Raw genomic sequence first — 15,471 nt, 5'->3', positions numbered from 1 at the left:
ATCGACGGGCCTTACGCCCCCAGCACGATGTTGGCAGCGCTTTCCTTCAGTTCCACGCCGAAGGCGCGCTGATAGTGTTCGGCCACCAGCGGGCGCTCCAGCTCGTCGCACTTGTTGAGGAAGGTGACGCGGAAGGCGAAGGCGATATCGCCGAAGATCTCGGCATTCTCGGCCCAGGTGATGACGGTACGCGGGCTCATGACGGTCGAAAGATCGCCGTTCATGAACGATGCGCGCGTCAGGTCGGCGACGCGGACCATCTTGGAAACCGTCTCGCGGCCTTCCTTGTCCTTGCCGAAGCTCTTCACCTTGGCGGCGATGATGTTCACTTCGTGGTCGTGCGGCAGGTAGTTCAGCGTCGAGACGATCGACCAGCGGTCCATCTGCGCCTGGTTGATCTGCTGCGTGCCGTGATAGAGGCCGGTCGTGTCGCCGAGGCCGATCGTGTTGGCGGTCGCAAACAGGCGGAAGGCCGGGTGAGGACGGATGACGCGGCTCTGGTCGAGCAGCGTCAGGCGGCCCGACGATTCCAGCACGCGCTGGATGACGAACATCACGTCCGGGCGGCCGGCATCATATTCGTCGAAGACGAGCGCGACATTGTGCTGGTAGGCCCAGGGCAGGATGCCGTCCTTGAATTCGGTGACCTGCAGCCCGTCCTTGACGACGATGGCATCCTTGCCGACGAGATCGATACGGCTGACATGGCTGTCGAGGTTGATACGCACGCAGGGCCAGTTGAGGCGAGCGGCGACCTGCTCGATATGCGAAGACTTGCCCGTGCCGTGGTAGCCGGAAATCATCACGCGTCGGTTATGGGCGAAGCCGGCGAGGATCGCGAGCGTCGTCTCGCGGTCGAAGAGATAGTCGGGATCGAGATCCGGAACATAGGCATCGCCCTTGCTGTAGGCAGGAACGCGGATGTCGGAATCGATGCCGAAGACCTCCCGGACCGAAACGGTGGTGTCGGGCAGTTCGGAAATATCAAGGTCAATCTTGCTCATCATGTCTCCAAGGCGGGTGACGGTCACCCGGCCACACTATCTCAGCCATTGCGCAACCATGGTGCCGCAGCCTGTGTTCCGCGCTCTCCAGGGTCGGAACGTCGGCGATACTTCTCCGGGACTGAAACGAAACCTCGGCGGGATGATGACCGCTGGCGAGCATTCTTGAAAGAGTCCCGGACAAGAAACGCCGCGTCCGGAAGGTCGGCAGAGGCGGTGTCGGGAAACGCACAAATATATATGCCGCGGTTGCCTGCGGCCTCAGCCGATGTGGACCATACCCGATTGAAGCTCAAGAGCAAGGACGGGAATTAACAAAAACCGTTCTGCTTCAATAATTGATAGGCCTGGATGACCGCGCGGAAACGCTCTTCCGAGCCGCGATCCCCGCCATTCGCATCAGGGTGGTGCTTCTTGACCAGTTCCTTGTACTTGCTCTTGATCTCGGCCGAGGTGGCGTTCGCTGCAAGTCCCATCGTGTCGAAAGCCTTGGCTTCCAGCGATTTCAGCTTGCGGGCCTGCGGGAAACGCGGTCCGCTGCCCTTGCCGCCACCTTCCTTGACGAAACCGAACGGATCACGCACGCGCGAATAGGCGCCGGAGCGAATTTCGGCATGCAGCGGGCTGTTCTTCGCATCCTTGTTGACGCCCACGGTCCAGGTGGGGCGATGGCCGGTGATCGCCTCTTTCTGGTAACGGGCGATTTCGCCGTCCGAGAGGCCGGAGAAATAATTGTAGCCCTTGTTGTAGTCCTTGACGTGTTCGAAACAGAACAAAAAGAACTGGCCTTCCGCATTGCGTCCCACAGGAGCGCGATGCGTGCCTTTTTTGTCGCAGCCGTCCCACTGACAGCTCGGAGGCGCCTGTTCGGGCTCCTGCTCTCGCCTGCGGCGCGTGCGGATGCGATCGAAATATTTGGAATCAAGTCTCATGACGGCGCTAATTATGGGGCTGCTGACGGATCACAACAAGAATTGACAAACGGGAATGTTGCTGGCTTGGTGGGAACCTTTTTCGTGAACTCAGAAGACCCGGCGATGACACTCCAGACCAGCATCGAAGAGAAGCTCAAGGCGACCTTCGCGCCCGAACGCCTTTCCGTCATCAACGAAAGCCATCTGCATGCCGGCCACCAGCCGGGCATGACGGGCACCGGCGAAACGCATTTGCGTATTCGCATCGTCTCGGAAAAGTTTACCGGCATGTCGCGCCTGCAGCGTCACAGGGCGATCACCGACCTGCTGAAGCCCGAACTCGATGCCGGGCTTCACGCACTGGCCGTCGAGCCGGCCGCCCCCGGCGAGCCCGTTCGCTGGTAGCGATCAGCGGATAAGCAGCGCCGTGGCGTAGAGCCCGAAACCGAAAACGGTGTGCGCCAGCAGATTGAGCACCCGCGCCTTCGTCGGGTTCGGCGTCTTCGAGGCCGCCCAGCCGAGGCCGAGACCCGGCTGCATCAGGAACCAGCCCGCACCGACGGTGACGATGCCGAGAATCCAGGCCGGCAGAAAGCTCGGCGCGGCAAACCAGGCCGGGCCGACGAAGACAGCCAGCAGGATGCCATAGAGGATTCCGACCGCGTAATGGCCGATCCACCCAAGCGCCAGTTCGTTGGCATAGGGTTCGGCATCGCCGATATTGTCGTGAAAGACCTTGCCCTTGCCGAGATGCCAGAACCAGCGGCCGGCCGGCGCCCAGTTCGGCGATGGCGTCACGCCAAGCCTTGCGAGAAGGATCGCCCAGATATCCATGAGGGCGGTTGCGCCGATGCCGATGGCGACGGAGCGCCAGATGATGTCGAACATGTCAGATCCCGTGGAATGAGCCGGCATGGGGGCTGTCCCTGCCGGCGTGAAGGTCATAATCAGGCGGGTTTCGTCTCGTCTTCGTCGGCGGGACGGATGCGCAGCTTCGTGATGCGGTTTTTCTCCCGCTTCATGACGACGAAGCGCTTGCCGTAGAAGGTGAAGGCCTGCCGCTCTTCCGGAATGGTCATCGATTCATGGATGACGAGACCGGCAATCGTCGTGGCTTCCTCATCCGGCAGGTTCCAGTCCAGCGCGCGGTTGAGATCACGGATCGGCACGCCGCCATCGACGACGATGGAGCCGTCGGCTTCCTGGCGCACGCCCTGCATGTCGATATCGTGCTCGTCCGAGATATCGCCGACGATCTCTTCCAGAATATCCTCGAGCGTCACAATGCCCTGCACTTCGCCATATTCGTCGACGACGACGGCGAAATGCTGCTTGCGGCGCAGGAAGGCGTTGAGCTGGTCTTCGAGATTGGTGCTGTCGGGCACGAACCAGGGCTTCTGGGCAATCTTGACGATATCGAGCTGCTGCGGCTCCATGTTCGGCTCGGCCAGCGCCCTCAGCAGGTCCTTGGCATGCACGACGCCGATAATGTTGTCGATCGTGCCGCGCCACAGCGGCATGCGTGTATAGGGGCTTTCGAGGATCGCCCGGACGACGGCCTCCGGCGGATCGTCGGCATTGATCGCCCGCATCGCCGTGCGGTGGACCATGATGTCGGAAAGCTCGAGCTCGCCGAGATCGAGCACGCCGCCCAGCCGGTCGCGATCGGCCTTCACGACCGAACCTTCGCGATGCAGCAGATCGACGGCGCCGCGCAATTCCTCATGCGCAGACAGCATCGAAACCTCGCGCGACAGGTTGATGCCGAAGAGCCCAAGGATCCGGCGCACGATCGCATTGACGAAGGAGGAAATCGGACCGACCACCGCAACGAAAAGCCGCGTCGGTATGGCAACGTTGAGCGCAAAACGCTCCGGCGTCGAGATCGCCCAGCTCTTCGGCAGGACTTCCGCGAAGATGACGAGGATGACGGTCATGGCGAGCGTCGCCAGCGCCACGCCGGAATTGCCGAAAATAGCCAGAAACACGCTCGTCGCCAGCGACGAGGACAGGATGTTGGCGAGATTGTTGCCGATCAAAAGCGCGCCGATCAGCCGGTCGCGGCGCTCGATCAGCGTTCGTACCAGTCCGGCACGCTCGTCGCCATTGGCTTCGAGCGTATGGATCCGGCTTCTCGAAACGGCGGTCAGCGCCGTTTCGGACCCCGAAAAGAAGGCGGACATCAAAACAAGGGCCACGATCGAAACGATCTCCGGCCAGTAGACCGACAAAAACGCCAGGGTGCCCTCGAGTGACATCAGGGATGTTTTTCCTTGAGAAAGCTGATTACTTCGGAAGCCGGCACGTCATCGGCAACGAAGGACTGGCCGATGCCGCGCGTGAGGATGAAGGTGAGCTTGCCGCCCTTGACCTTCTTGTCCTGCGCGATCGCATCCATCAGCACCTCGGCCGGCGGCAGGGTGCCGGGGATTTCCGCCATCCGGGTCGGCAGGCCGACCGCCTTCAGATGCGCCTCGACGCGGCGGGCATCGTCGGGACTTGCAAGGTTCATGCGCGCCGAAAATTCATGCGCCAGCACCATGCCGATCGAAACGCCTTCGCCGTGGACCAGGCGGCTGCTGTCATAGCCGGTCGCCGCCTCCAGCGCGTGACCGAACGTATGGCCGAGGTTGAGCAGTGCCCGCTGGCCGTTCTCGCGCTCGTCGGCAACCACGACATCGGCCTTGGCCTGGCAGCTGACGGCAATCGCCTCGATACGCGCCGAACCGCCGGCAAAAACCGCCTGCCAGTTGTTCTCCAGCCAGGCGAAAAAATCCGGCTTGTCGATCAGCCCGTATTTGGCGACTTCGGCATAACCGGCGCGGAATTCACGCTCGCTCAGCGAACTCAGCACATCCGTATCGGCGAGCACCAGATCCGGCTGATGGAAGACGCCGACGAGGTTCTTGCCGTGGCGGCTGTTGATGCCGGTTTTGCCGCCGACGGAGGAATCCACCTGAGCCAGCAGCGAGGTCGGTATCTGGACGAAACGTACGCCCCGCCTGACGATGCCGGCGGCAAAACCCGAGAGATCGCCGATGACGCCGCCACCGAGCGCGATGACATAGTCGTTGCGCTCGACGCGTGCCTCCAGAACCTTGTCGCAGACATTGATCAGATGCTCGAAGCTCTTGGTCTTCTCGCCGGCCGGCATTGTGACCGCCGCCGAAACGATGCCGGCGGCATCGAGGCTTGCCTTCAAGGCGTCGAGATAAAGCGGCGCCACATGTTCGTCGGTGACGATGGCCGCCTTGCGTCCTTTCAGCCGCGAGGCGATCTCGCCGCCGGCGCTGGCGATCAGACCCGGTCCGATCAAAATATCGTAGGCGCGCTCGCCAAGCGGCACATGCACCTTGCGGACGGCGGAGGCAGGCGTGATCGCATTCATGTGACTATACTTTCTTTCTGCGCCTCGACCACCGCTCTCAGCACTTCATCGGCCATGACTTCCTTGCGCACGTCGCGCGAAAGCACCGTGAGATCGGCCTCGGCATAAACGGGGTAGCGGGCATTCATCAGGTTTTCCAGCGTCTGCTTCGGGTTTTCGGTCTTCAGCAGCGGGCGTGTGTCGCGCTTGTTGACCCGGTCCCAGAGCACGTCGAGATCGGCCTTCAGCCAGACCGAAAGGCCGCCCTTCTTGATATGCCTGCGCGTGCGGGTGTTGATGAAGGCGCCGCCGCCGGTGGAAACCACGCGCGGGCCGCCCTTCAGCAGGCGTTTCATCACCCGCGCTTCGAGCGCCCGGAACTCTTCCTCCCCGTAGGCGGCGAAAAGCTCCGTGATCGTCATGCGCGAAACGCGCTCGATTTCTATGTCGCTATCGACGAAGGGAATGCCGAGCTGGTGCGCAACGAGGCGGCCGACGGAGGATTTTCCGGCCCCCATGAGGCCGACGAGGATGAGATTGCGTGAACCGAGCGCGGCGCGAGCTCTGTCTCTCAGGCTGTCTGCAACGGAAACTGGGGGTTCACTCATCGGTCCATTCACACTTTGTTTGCAAACGGTATCGACAAATGCGGGTGTAGCGTCAAGTCGCGGGCAAGGGAATCATGGCACCAATACCGCTTCTTGCGCTTGCAAACATGCTTCCTATAACAGAAGCAGAGTTCTAAGGAGTAGTCGGATGCCGACCCTGATCCGTTTCCTGTCCGTCCTGGCGGTCATCGCGGGACTGATCTATGGAGCGATGTGGGCGCTTGTCACCTTCGTCGAGCCGCAGGAGCGGGATGTGACGATCCGCATTCCCTCCGAACGGGTGAACCCGCCCTCGACCGGCACGATCAACACCACGAAGAAGTGACGCGATGAAGGATCTCGGCCGCGTCCATGTGGAATCGTTTCTCGAAATGATGAGCGCCGAACGCGGCGCCGCGGTCAACACGTTGCAATCCTACGAGCGAGACCTGGACGACCTTCGCTCCTTCCTGCACGGGCGCAGCATCCGCTTGACGGAAGCCGCCTCCAGCGACCTCGACGCCTATCTCGCCTCTCTGTCCGCGCAGGGTTTCAAGCCCTCCTCGCAGGCCCGCCGGCTTGCCGCCATGCGTCAGTTCTACAAGTTTCTCTATGCCGAGGGCCTGCGCACGGACGATCCGACCGGCATTCTCGACGCGCCGAAAAAGGGCCGGTCCCTGCCGAAGACGATGGGTGTCGAGGACGTGACGAAGCTGCTCACCCGGGCCGAGAGCGAAGCCGCCGACCCCGCGCCCGGCCAGCTTCACCGGTTGCGCATGCTGGCACTGCTGGAATTGCTCTATGCCACCGGCATGCGTGTGAGCGAGCTGGTCTCGCTTCCGGCGCGCGTTCTCGATCAGGAAGGCCGTTTCCTGATGATCCGGGGCAAGGGCAGCAAGGAGCGGTTGGTTCCGCTCTCGCAATCGGCCATCGCCGCCGTGAAGGCCTATGGCCGCATGCTGGCAGCAGAAAGCGCCGCGTCGAAGGATCCGCACGACAGTCCCTGGCTGTTCCCGGCCGCATCGAAGGAAGGCTACCTGCCGCGCCAGGTCTTTGCCCGCGACCTCAAGAACCTCGCGATCCGCGCCGGCCTGACGCCCTCGATGATCTCGCCGCATGTCATGCGGCACGCTTTTGCGAGCCATCTTCTGGCCAACGGCGCCGACCTTCGCGTGGTGCAGGAACTCCTCGGCCATTCGGACATTTCGACAACACAAATCTATACGCATGTTCTGGAAGAACGGCTCCAGCAGCTCGTCCATACGCACCACCCCCTTGCAAAACAGGCGAAAAAGCACGAATAGGACCGGCGACAAGGGGCAGAACCAGGAAACCGCCCCGCGCACAAGGAACGGAAACGCACCTCATGCACAACTATCTCGACTTCGAAAAGCCGATCTCCGACCTCGAAGGTAAGATCATCGAGCTTAAGAAGCTGGCGACGGAAGACGAAAGCATCGACACCTCCGACGAAGTCGGCAGACTCGAAGTCCGCGTGCGCGAGGCAATCGTCGATATCTATTCGAAGCTCAACGCCTGGCAGAAGACGCAGGTCGCGCGCCATCCGCAGCGCCCGCATTTCGTCGATTACGCCAAGACTCTCTTCCAGGAATTCACGCCGCTTGCCGGCGACCGCAAGTTTTCCGAGGACGCCGCCATCCAGGCCGGCCTTGCCCGCTTCCGCGGCCAGCCCGTCGCCGTCATCGGCCAGGAGAAGGGCAACGACACCAAGAGCCGCCTGAAGCACAATTTCGGCAGCGCCCGTCCTGAAGGCTACCGCAAGGCGATCCGCATCCTCGAAATGGCGGATCGTTTCCAGCTCCCGGTCATCACACTCGTCGATACGGCGGGCGCCTATCCGGGCGTCGGCGCCGAAGAGCGCGGCCAGGCCGAAGCCATTGCCCGTTCGACGGAAATGTGCCTCGGCGTCAAGGTGCCGCTGATCTCGATCATCATCGGCGAAGGCGGCTCGGGCGGCGCGATCGCGATTGCCACCGGCAACCGCGTCTACATGCTCGAACATTCGATCTACAGCGTCATCTCGCCGGAAGGTGCCGCCTCCATCCTCTGGCGCGATTCCACCCGCGCCAAGGAGGCCGCCACCAACATGAAGATCACCGCCGAGGACCTGAAGGCGCTCGGCGTCATCGACGGCATCATCCCCGAACCGCTCGGCGGCGCACACCGCGATCCCGACAGCGTCATTGCCGCCACCGGCGACATGATCGCCAACGCTCTGGCCGAAATGGCCTCGCGTTCCGGCGAACAGCTGCGCAACGATCGCCGCCAGAAGTTCCTTGCCATGGGTCGAAACCTGTAAAATCCACAGGCCGGACCAGCCGATTGGGGCCAAATCTTGGCCACAATAATGTTATCTGTAACATCTGCGCTTGCAGGACATCTCTGGAAAAGTCATAGGCTGGTAAGGATTTATCAAGTATAAGCCGCCTATGATTCCGAGCTGTGCCCGGTTTCCGCAGGCGGGTTGGGTCGCATTATTGATGGGCTGATTGAATGCGCATACGTCATTTTGCCTATGTTTCGCTCATGGCACTGGCTCTGACCGGCTGCAACGACGCATTGGAATCGGCCCAGGGCATCGACCTCTCGACCGTCAAGAACAAGGTCGAGCAGCCGCTTCCGCCCCGTATCCTGGCCGATATGTCGGCCAAGGGCATGGACCGCAATTCGCCGATCATGATCCGCATCTTCAAGGAAGAAGGTTCGCTGGAGATCTGGAAGGCGAAGTCGGACAACCGTTTCGACAAGATTGCCGACTACAAGATCTGCGCCTGGTCCGGCAAGCTCGGCCCCAAGGTGAAGACGGGCGACCGCCAGGCCCCGGAAGGTTTCTACAACCTCACCCGCGCCAACCTGAACCCCAATTCCAAATATTATCTCGCCATCAACACCGGTTTCCCCAACCGCTATGACGCCGTCAACGGCCGTACCGGCAGCGACCTGATGATCCACGGCGCCTGCTCCTCGTCCGGCTGCTATTCGATGACGGACCAGCAGGTTCTGGAAATCTATGCCTTCGCCCGCGACGCCTTCAAGGGCGGTCAGCAGACGGTGCAGCTTCAGGCCTTCCCCTTCCGCATGACGGCCGAGAACATGGTCAAGCACCGCCTCGACCCGAACTACGACTTCTGGAAGATGCTGAAGGTCGGCTACGACAATTTCGAAGTCACCAAGCGCCCGCCCGAGGTCAATGTCTGCGAGAAGAAATACGTCTTCAACCAGCAGATAAGCGATGGCGGCAGCTTCAATCCCGCTGGCAAGTGCCCGGCCATGTCGACACCGCCGGCACTGACGGCAGCACTCGCCTCCTACGGCAAGACCTATGATGCCGACTACCAGGCGGCTCTGAAGAAATATGACGGCCTTGCCTGGTACGACCCGACGGAAGCCGAACGCAAGGCAGTCGTTGCCAAACTGCGCAAGGGCCGCGAACTCGCCTATGCGCCGACCGGCACGTCGCTGGAAGCCGGCCGCATGGTCAAGGTTGCCGAACTCGAAGAGTTGATGGCCAATCAGGCCGCCAAGAGCGTTGCCGCAAAGACCGCGGCGACTGCGACGCCAGTGACGCAGGCTCAGGCCACGACCGTTGCCGCAGCGCTGCCGGCCAATATTCCGGTACCGACGCAGAACCCGCTGGCCTATGCCGCACCTGAGCCTTCGCCGCAGGAAACTGCGGATGCCACCAAAAAGCCGTTCTGGAAGTTCTGGGCCAGGAACTGACCGGCTTGGACGCCGTTCTCTACGATCTGCGCGGGCTGAAATGCCCGCTTCCCGTCATCAGGACACGCAAGAAGCTGACGGCCATGCCGAGCGGCGCGCTGATCCTCGTCGATACGACCGATCCGCTCGCCGTCATCGACATCCCGCATTTCTGCAATAAAGACGGCCACGAGCTCATCAGCACCGAAAAGACCGAGCGCGGCCACCGTTTCCTGATCCGCAAGGGCTGAAGCAGCCCTGTTGATGTGGAAGGAGCCTCCCTCCGCTGTTCGATGCCGCCCTTCTTGATGATGCGGCCCGACGCAACGCTTCGAAGCGTATCGCGATCCGTCAGATCCGCATGCCCGGAATGGCGAGCGGATTGTCGCTGAGCGCAGCGCGATCCGGCGTGTCGAGCCGCGGCTTGCCGAGGAAGGCATCGAAGAGGTCCTTCACGAAAGCCTCCGGCAGATCCTTGGTGATCAGCACCATGCGGGTGCGCCGGTCCTCGGGGTTCGGCCAGGCGGCAAGCCGCACCGGCGGATGGAAAATGCTCTGGACGCCGTGCAGCACCAGCGGCCGCTCCGGCCGGTCCGAGGTGGCGATGATCGCCTTCATGCGCAGCAGTTTTTCGCCATGCGCCGAGCGCAGGAGATCGATGAACATTTCAAGCGCCATCGGATCGATCGCCTTCTCCTCGATGATCGAGAAGGAGCGAATCGACGCATCGTGACGGTTGACGTCATGCGGGTCCTGATGCTCATGGCCATGATGATGGCGGTGATGACCGTGGGCATGGCCATGATCGTGATGATGGTGATGCGCCTCATGCTCATCCTCATCATGCAGCCAGCGCCCGACATCGGCGATCTTGGTCGTGGGATCGTAGAGCCCGTTGACCAGCACGTCCACCGAGCCGGCCTCTTCGCTATCGGCATCCATGACGCTCGCGCGCGGATTGAGGCCACGCAGGCGCACCGTCAGCGCATCCGTATTGCTGGCTATGCTCTTCTTCGAGACGATCAGCCTGTCGGCGACCGCAACCTGCTTGCGAGCCTCCTCGTGATTGTCGAGCGTTTGCAGACCGTTCACGGCATCGACGACGGTGACGACGCCGTCGAGCTCGAAATTCTGCGCGATGATGGGATTGCCCATGATCGCCTGCATGACGGGCGCCGGGTCGGCAAGCCCAGTCGTTTCGATGACCACGCGCTTGACCGGCTTCACGCGGCCCGTCTGCACGGCATCCATCAGGTTTGCGAGCGTATCGACCAGCTCTCCGCGCACGGTGCAGCAGAGGCAACCGTCGGAAAGCTCGATGATGGAATCGCCGGAGCTTTCGACGAGCAGATGGTCGATGCCGACATCGCCGAATTCGTTGATGATGACGGCCGCATCCTTCATGGCAGGATCTTTGAGGATACGGTTCAGAAGCGTCGATTTACCGGCGCCGAGAAAACCGGTCAGGATCGTGACCGGAATCTTGTCGCTAAACATGCTCATGGTCTTTCCCTAGAAGGATGCCGGCCGCGGCAGCGGCACCGGCACATTGGCGAGCGCTTCCACCGCATCCCCTTTGGCGGTCTTGTCGTTCTGGGCGACCGGCTGCGGATCCTGGCCGGGAATGAGGCCGGCGAAGACGAACTGCGGCTCGTGATCCATCTCGTGAATATAGGGCGACTGCACCTTCATGCGGCCGACTTCGTCACGCGTTTCGCTGCGCACCTTGGCGCCCTTGGCGCTGCAGATATCGGCGGTAATGTCCGTCACCTGGTCCTGGCCAGGCCCGTAAGGCTTTAGTGAACCGAGCGTATCATTGGCCGTAAACTGCGTGGTAAAGCCCTTCTGCAGCAGGTTTGCCGTCGCATCGGCGCGCGCGGCCAGGCTGTCGGTGCCGAGCACGACGGAAACCAGCGTGCGGCCGTTACGGGTAGCCGAACCGATCTGGTTGAAGCCGGAGGCGCAGATGAAGCCGGTCTTCATCCCGTCGGCGCCGGCGAAGCGGCCGATCAGCATATTGATATTCGGCACGTTCTGTTTGCCGGTGGTAAAACCTTCAAGCGAGAAATAGCCGGCATATTGCGGGAAATCGCGCCGCAGGGCGACCGTCAGGATCGCAAGGTCGCGCGCCGTCGTGTATTGCCCTTTGCCCGGCAGGCCGTTCGGATTGACGAAATGCGAATCCGTCATGCCGAGCTTTGCCGCCTCGGCGTTCATGCGCACGACAAACCCCTCCTGCGTGCCGCCGACAGCCTCGGCAACGGCCACGGCGATATCGTTGGCCGACTTGACCATCAGGATCTTCAGCGCGCTGTCGAGCGTGAACTTCTGGCCGGGCTTGAAGCCCATCTTGGCCGGCGGCGCGGCTGCCGCCCGCTTGCTCATGACGACGGGCGTATCGAGGCTGATCTGGCCGGAACGGATGGCGTCGAAGACCGTATAGACGGTCATGAGCTTGGTGAGCGAAGCCGGATACCACTTGCGGAAGGCTTCCTCATGTTCGAGCACGCGGCCGGTCTGCACGTCGACGAGAATATGCGGATTGGCCTCGGCAAGTGTAACGGACGAGACCAGAACCGCTGTTGCTGTCGCTATAAAAGAAAAGGGCCGCAAAGCGGCGAACAAACGATCGTGGCGCGTCGACAAGTGCTCGTCCTTCAGGGAATTATCTCGAAACCTTCCCCTATTTACCCTATATGGCTATGACATGGCAAAGGTCATTGACTAAGTTATTTCCAAGGCATCACGCCCTTGTGATGCTTTCAGACAGGCCCCACGCATTTCATTTACAGGAAGCCAAGAATGCCGATTCTGAATAGAGCCGCCGAACTTCAGGACGAAGTTGCAGAGTGGCGCCGTCACATCCATGCGCGTCCGGAACTTCTCTTCGCAGTCGAAAACACGGCGGCTTTCGTCGCTGAAAAGCTGAAGGAATTCGGCGTCGACGAGATCGTGACCGGGATCGGCCGCACCGGCGTCGTCGGCCTCATCAAGGGCAGGGGTGAAGGCAGCCGCACGGTCGGCTTGCGCGCCGATATGGACGCTCTTCCGCTGACCGAAATCACCGGCAAGCCCTGGGCCTCGAAAACGCCGGGAAAAATGCACGCCTGCGGCCACGACGGGCACACCGCCATGCTGCTGGGTGCCGCAAAATACCTTGCCGAGACCCGCAATTTCAACGGCAATGTCGCTGTCATCTTCCAGCCGGCCGAAGAAGGCGGCGGCGGCGGCAACCTGATGGTCAAGGACGGCATGATGGAGCGCTTCGGCATCGAAGAGGTCTACGGCATGCACAATCTGCCGGGCCTGCCCGTCGGCCAGTTCGCCACCCGCAAAGGCCCGATCATGGCGGCGACCGACGAATTCACCATCACCATCAAGGGCCGCGGCGGCCATGCCGCCCAGCCGCACCGCACGATCGACCCGATCGCCACAGGCGCGCAGATCGTCACCAACCTGCAGCTGATCGCCTCGCGCAGCGTCAATCCGCTGCGCTCGGTCGTCGTCTCCGTCACCAAGTTCAATGCCGGCTTCGCCCACAACGTCATTCCCAACGACGCCACTTTCGCCGGCACGATCCGCACGCTGGACGAAGACGTGCGTGCCCAGGCCGAGGCGCGCCTGCGCGAAATCGTGAACGGCATCTGCGCGGCCCATGGCGCGCAAGCCGACATCAACTTCCACCGCAACTACCCCGTCACCTTCAACCATGCGGAGGAGACCGAGTATGCCGTCGCCATCGCAGCCGATATTGCCGGCGAAGACAACGTCAATCCCGAAGTCGATCCGATGATGGGCGGCGAGGATTTTTCCTACATGCTGAACGCCCGCCCCGGCGCCTTCATCTTCATCGGCAACGGCGACACCGCCGGCCTGCACAACCCCGCCTACGATTTCAACGACGAAGCCATCGCCCACGGCATTTCCTACTGGGTGCGCCTTGCCGAACAGCGCCTCGGCGCCTGAAACGAAACGGCATCCGAAACGCTGAAAAAGGCTTGGCTTCACGCCAAGCCTTTTGTATGCATGGCATCCGAGTGGTCCCGTAGCTCAGCAGGATAGAGCATCAGATTCCTAATCTGAGGGTCACGCGTTCGAATCGCGTCGGGATCACCATTCTCTCACCGATACCCAGGTCGCCACCGCACCGCACGTTTTGCGCCGGCCCCTAGCAGCGCCGCGACGATCCAGCCGCCGATAAAGCCCATCGCCGCCCAGACGAGGCCAGCAAGGCTGACCGGAATGCCGGGGCTTACTTTTCCGCGCAGGAGGAACTTCGCGATTTCCCCCGCGTTTTAGCGGAAAACACGAGTAACAGGAGTATCCGTCATGCGTATCCGAATGATGTTGCTTGCCATCGGCTGTGCAATCACCTGCGGCCTGCTCGTCGCCGTCAGCTACCAGCCGCACGCCCCCGTTACCGCGCATAAGACCGATCGGCTTGTCGGCGAAAAGGCTCCCGCCGGCTTCCTGAGCGAGCGTTTCGGCTGATCAGCTGAGTGACGGCTTGCGCGCCACGACGTGGAAATATTCCTCCTCTGCCGGCGTCTGGCCGGCGAGCGGGCGACCATCGACCGAAAAGAGCAGCGGCTCGCCGCTGAAGCCGCTTTCCATGAGTTGCGAGCGTAGCTGGCCGGGCGTTGTAGCGTAAACCATGATGCCGAAATCATGGGCGCGATGCAGCAGGATCGCATGTTCGCCATCCCGCTCTTCCAGCGGCGCGAAACGGCGCTCGCGCACCAGTCCCATCGCATGCTTGAGAAGCCGGAAGCTCAGCTTCACCGGATGGTTGGACCAGATGATGGACGAGCGGGCGCGGTTTGCGCCAAAACCATGCCAGTCGCGATTGAATGTCGAGAAAACGAATGTGCCGCCGGCCTTCAGCACACGCGAAACCTCGCGCAGGACCGATTTACGCCCGTCGGCGTCGACGGAATCGATGCCGTTATAGCTGAAAACGACGAGATCGAAGGAGCCGGCGGCAAAGGCCGACAGATCGCGCGCATCCATGTTTTCAAAACGAAGGCCCGGATGGTTCGACCGCGCAAGCGTCACCATTTCAGGCGTATAGTCGATACCGACATAGTGGCTGGCCTGTCTGGCGAGAAGCGCTGCCGTGCGGCCGCCGCCGACGCCAATATCGAGAACGCTGCCGCCTGCGGCATTCGCAAGGCCGATGCCAAACACCGTGCGCTCGCCTTCATTGATGAAGCTGCTGCTGTTGCGATAGTCGCGCCGGGAGAGCGGACTGCTCCATGTCCGGCGATTGATCATTTCCATCTGATGCATCGAAACACCTGACTTTCCGGGGGCTATGGAATGATCCAAGCCTAGGTCAGGGGTCGGCACGGATAAACTTACATAAAGTTAATGTTCCGTTAATGGTTAATGTCGAACGTTAACCGTCGGGTCCACGAGAAGAATACGGTTGCGAACCGTATGCACGCCCTCCACTGTTCTTGCGATAACCGTTGCCCGCTCGATTTCTTCCACCGTACCGACATGGCCGCTCAAGACGATCTCGTCGCCTTCGGCCGTAACCTCGACATCGGATGCGTCGATACCGCCGGCCACAGCCAGCGCGTTTGCGACCGCAGCTTCCAGCGTCGCGCGATTGGTGTAGTCGGCCTCGGCTTCGGGCTGACGGCCGTGAAATGTCTGTTCCTTGAAGACCATGGTTCTGTCCTCCTCTGTCGTGAGGAAGAAACGCGGCTGACCGCGCTTTGGTTTCGCCTGCCAGCGAAGCCGATAGTTCAAATTGGCACGTCACGTCCGCGCCGCCGAAAACGGATCAGGCACGGATGCGCTCAGCCCGAGATTGGGCAGTTTTTTTGGCTGAAGGCGACGGTACTGGAGAAATCGCCGCTCGCAGCGCTGAT

At 61.6% G+C, this 15,471-nt stretch carries 18 protein-coding genes, 1 tRNA gene and 1 pseudogene; 9 read left to right on the top strand and 11 right to left on the bottom strand.

All coding sequences use genetic code 11. The features are described 5' to 3' along the window. Window positions 1-11: 11 nt before the first annotated feature. Both cobS and ACU8HS_RS10915 read right to left on the bottom strand, forming a co-directional pair. Complete coding sequence (gene cobS / locus ACU8HS_RS10920) at window positions 12-1,004, bottom strand: cobaltochelatase subunit CobS (protein WP_112571788.1); 993 nt, start codon at window positions 1,002-1,004, stop codon at window positions 12-14. Between the two features lie 311 nt (window positions 1,005-1,315). Beyond that, the gene (locus tag ACU8HS_RS10915; RefSeq protein WP_112571790.1) at window positions 1,316-1,936 is read right to left on the bottom strand and encodes a J domain-containing protein; all 621 of its coding nucleotides are present in this window, start codon (window positions 1,934-1,936) and stop codon (window positions 1,316-1,318) included. Window positions 1,937-2,041: 105 nt separating this feature from the next. Here ACU8HS_RS10915 and ACU8HS_RS10910 point away from each other — a divergent pair, with 105 nt between their 5' ends. Continuing rightward, on the top strand, window positions 2,042-2,323 hold the full coding sequence (locus tag ACU8HS_RS10910; protein ID WP_112571792.1) for a BolA family protein: 282 nt from the start codon (window positions 2,042-2,044) through the stop codon (window positions 2,321-2,323). A gap of 3 nt (window positions 2,324-2,326) precedes the next feature. Here the strand turns inward: ACU8HS_RS10910 and ACU8HS_RS10905 are convergent, their stop codons facing one another. Genes ACU8HS_RS10905 through ACU8HS_RS10890 form a run of 4 tightly spaced genes read right to left on the bottom strand, consistent with a single transcriptional unit; the run spans window position 2,327 to window position 5,893 of the window. Further along, on the bottom strand, window positions 2,327-2,806 hold the full coding sequence (locus tag ACU8HS_RS10905) for a DUF2938 domain-containing protein (RefSeq protein WP_112571795.1): 480 nt from the start codon (window positions 2,804-2,806) through the stop codon (window positions 2,327-2,329). Between the two features lie 59 nt (window positions 2,807-2,865). Beyond that, window positions 2,866-4,176: an HlyC/CorC family transporter gene (locus ACU8HS_RS10900; RefSeq protein ID WP_377313094.1), complete on the bottom strand. Its 1,311-nt coding sequence runs from the start codon at window positions 4,174-4,176 to the stop codon at window positions 2,866-2,868. Further along, window positions 4,176-5,306 (bottom strand): 3-dehydroquinate synthase, encoded by a 1,131-nt coding sequence (gene aroB, locus ACU8HS_RS10895; RefSeq protein WP_112756576.1) that lies wholly within the window; start codon window positions 5,304-5,306, stop codon window positions 4,176-4,178. Before aroB ends, ACU8HS_RS10900 begins: the two co-directional genes overlap by 1 nt. Further along, window positions 5,303-5,893: a shikimate kinase gene (locus tag ACU8HS_RS10890; protein ID WP_112571801.1), complete on the bottom strand. Its 591-nt coding sequence runs from the start codon at window positions 5,891-5,893 to the stop codon at window positions 5,303-5,305. Before ACU8HS_RS10890 ends, aroB begins: the two co-directional genes overlap by 4 nt. Before the next feature lie 148 nt (window positions 5,894-6,041). Between ACU8HS_RS10890 and ACU8HS_RS10885 the strand changes: the two genes are divergently transcribed. The 5 genes from ACU8HS_RS10885 to ACU8HS_RS10865 all read left to right on the top strand — a co-directional run bounded on the left by ACU8HS_RS10885 (window position 6,042) and on the right by ACU8HS_RS10865 (window position 9,843). Beyond that, on the top strand, window positions 6,042-6,218 hold the full coding sequence (locus ACU8HS_RS10885) for a hypothetical protein (RefSeq protein ID WP_183849492.1): 177 nt from the start codon (window positions 6,042-6,044) through the stop codon (window positions 6,216-6,218). 4 nt (window positions 6,219-6,222) lie between these two features. Then, window positions 6,223-7,176 (top strand): site-specific tyrosine recombinase XerD, encoded by a 954-nt coding sequence (gene xerD / locus ACU8HS_RS10880; RefSeq protein WP_447015865.1) that lies wholly within the window; start codon window positions 6,223-6,225, stop codon window positions 7,174-7,176. Between the two features lie 62 nt (window positions 7,177-7,238). After that, complete coding sequence (locus ACU8HS_RS10875) at window positions 7,239-8,192, top strand: acetyl-CoA carboxylase carboxyltransferase subunit alpha (protein WP_112571805.1); 954 nt, start codon at window positions 7,239-7,241, stop codon at window positions 8,190-8,192. Between the two features lie 194 nt (window positions 8,193-8,386). Beyond that, the gene (locus ACU8HS_RS10870) at window positions 8,387-9,613 is read left to right on the top strand and encodes a L,D-transpeptidase family protein (protein ID WP_447015864.1); all 1,227 of its coding nucleotides are present in this window, start codon (window positions 8,387-8,389) and stop codon (window positions 9,611-9,613) included. 5 nt (window positions 9,614-9,618) lie between these two features. Further along, the gene (locus ACU8HS_RS10865) at window positions 9,619-9,843 is read left to right on the top strand and encodes a sulfurtransferase TusA family protein (RefSeq protein ID WP_447015863.1); all 225 of its coding nucleotides are present in this window, start codon (window positions 9,619-9,621) and stop codon (window positions 9,841-9,843) included. Window positions 9,844-9,943: 100 nt separating this feature from the next. Here ACU8HS_RS10865 and ACU8HS_RS10860 read toward each other — a convergent pair whose 3' ends face one another. After that, window positions 9,944-11,095 carry a CobW family GTP-binding protein gene (locus ACU8HS_RS10860; RefSeq protein WP_112756570.1) on the bottom strand — a complete coding sequence of 384 codons (1,152 nt, stop codon included), beginning with the start codon at window positions 11,093-11,095 and terminating at the stop codon, window positions 9,944-9,946. 9 nt (window positions 11,096-11,104) lie between these two features. Further along, window positions 11,105-12,238, bottom strand: coding sequence for a D-alanyl-D-alanine carboxypeptidase family protein (locus ACU8HS_RS10855; protein WP_447015862.1), 1,134 nt, complete (start codon window positions 12,236-12,238; stop codon window positions 11,105-11,107). 156 nt (window positions 12,239-12,394) lie between these two features. Here ACU8HS_RS10855 and ACU8HS_RS10850 point away from each other — a divergent pair, with 156 nt between their 5' ends. Together ACU8HS_RS10850 and ACU8HS_RS10845 are read left to right on the top strand one after the other, a co-directional pair. Beyond that, complete coding sequence (locus tag ACU8HS_RS10850) at window positions 12,395-13,558, top strand: M20 aminoacylase family protein (RefSeq protein ID WP_112757137.1); 1,164 nt, start codon at window positions 12,395-12,397, stop codon at window positions 13,556-13,558. 73 nt (window positions 13,559-13,631) lie between these two features. Beyond that, a tRNA-Arg gene (locus ACU8HS_RS10845) sits at window positions 13,632-13,708 on the top strand. A gap of 5 nt (window positions 13,709-13,713) precedes the next feature. On the opposite strand, the pseudogene ACU8HS_RS10840 reads toward ACU8HS_RS10845, so the two are convergent. Beyond that, window positions 13,714-13,842 (bottom strand): annotated as a pseudogene (locus ACU8HS_RS10840) (DUF2937 family protein); the annotation flags it as partial. 79 nt (window positions 13,843-13,921) lie between these two features. Between ACU8HS_RS10840 and ACU8HS_RS10835 the strand changes: the two are divergent. After that, window positions 13,922-14,083 carry a hypothetical protein gene (locus tag ACU8HS_RS10835; protein WP_447015861.1) on the top strand — a complete coding sequence of 54 codons (162 nt, stop codon included), beginning with the start codon at window positions 13,922-13,924 and terminating at the stop codon, window positions 14,081-14,083. On the opposite strand, the gene ACU8HS_RS10830 is transcribed toward ACU8HS_RS10835, so the two are convergent. Both ACU8HS_RS10830 and ACU8HS_RS10825 read right to left on the bottom strand, forming a co-directional pair. Continuing rightward, complete coding sequence (locus ACU8HS_RS10830; protein WP_447015860.1) at window positions 14,084-14,872, bottom strand: class I SAM-dependent methyltransferase; 789 nt, start codon at window positions 14,870-14,872, stop codon at window positions 14,084-14,086. A 105-nt stretch (window positions 14,873-14,977) separates the two neighbouring features. Beyond that, window positions 14,978-15,268, bottom strand: a complete 291-nt coding sequence (locus ACU8HS_RS10825; RefSeq protein ID WP_112571820.1) for a BON domain-containing protein — start codon at window positions 15,266-15,268, stop codon at window positions 14,978-14,980. Between the last annotated feature and the right edge of the window lie 203 nt (window positions 15,269-15,471).

Source organism: Rhizobium sp. KDH_Rht_773_N (assembly GCF_052946295.1).
This window is presented reverse-complemented; position numbering and strand designations above follow the sequence as displayed.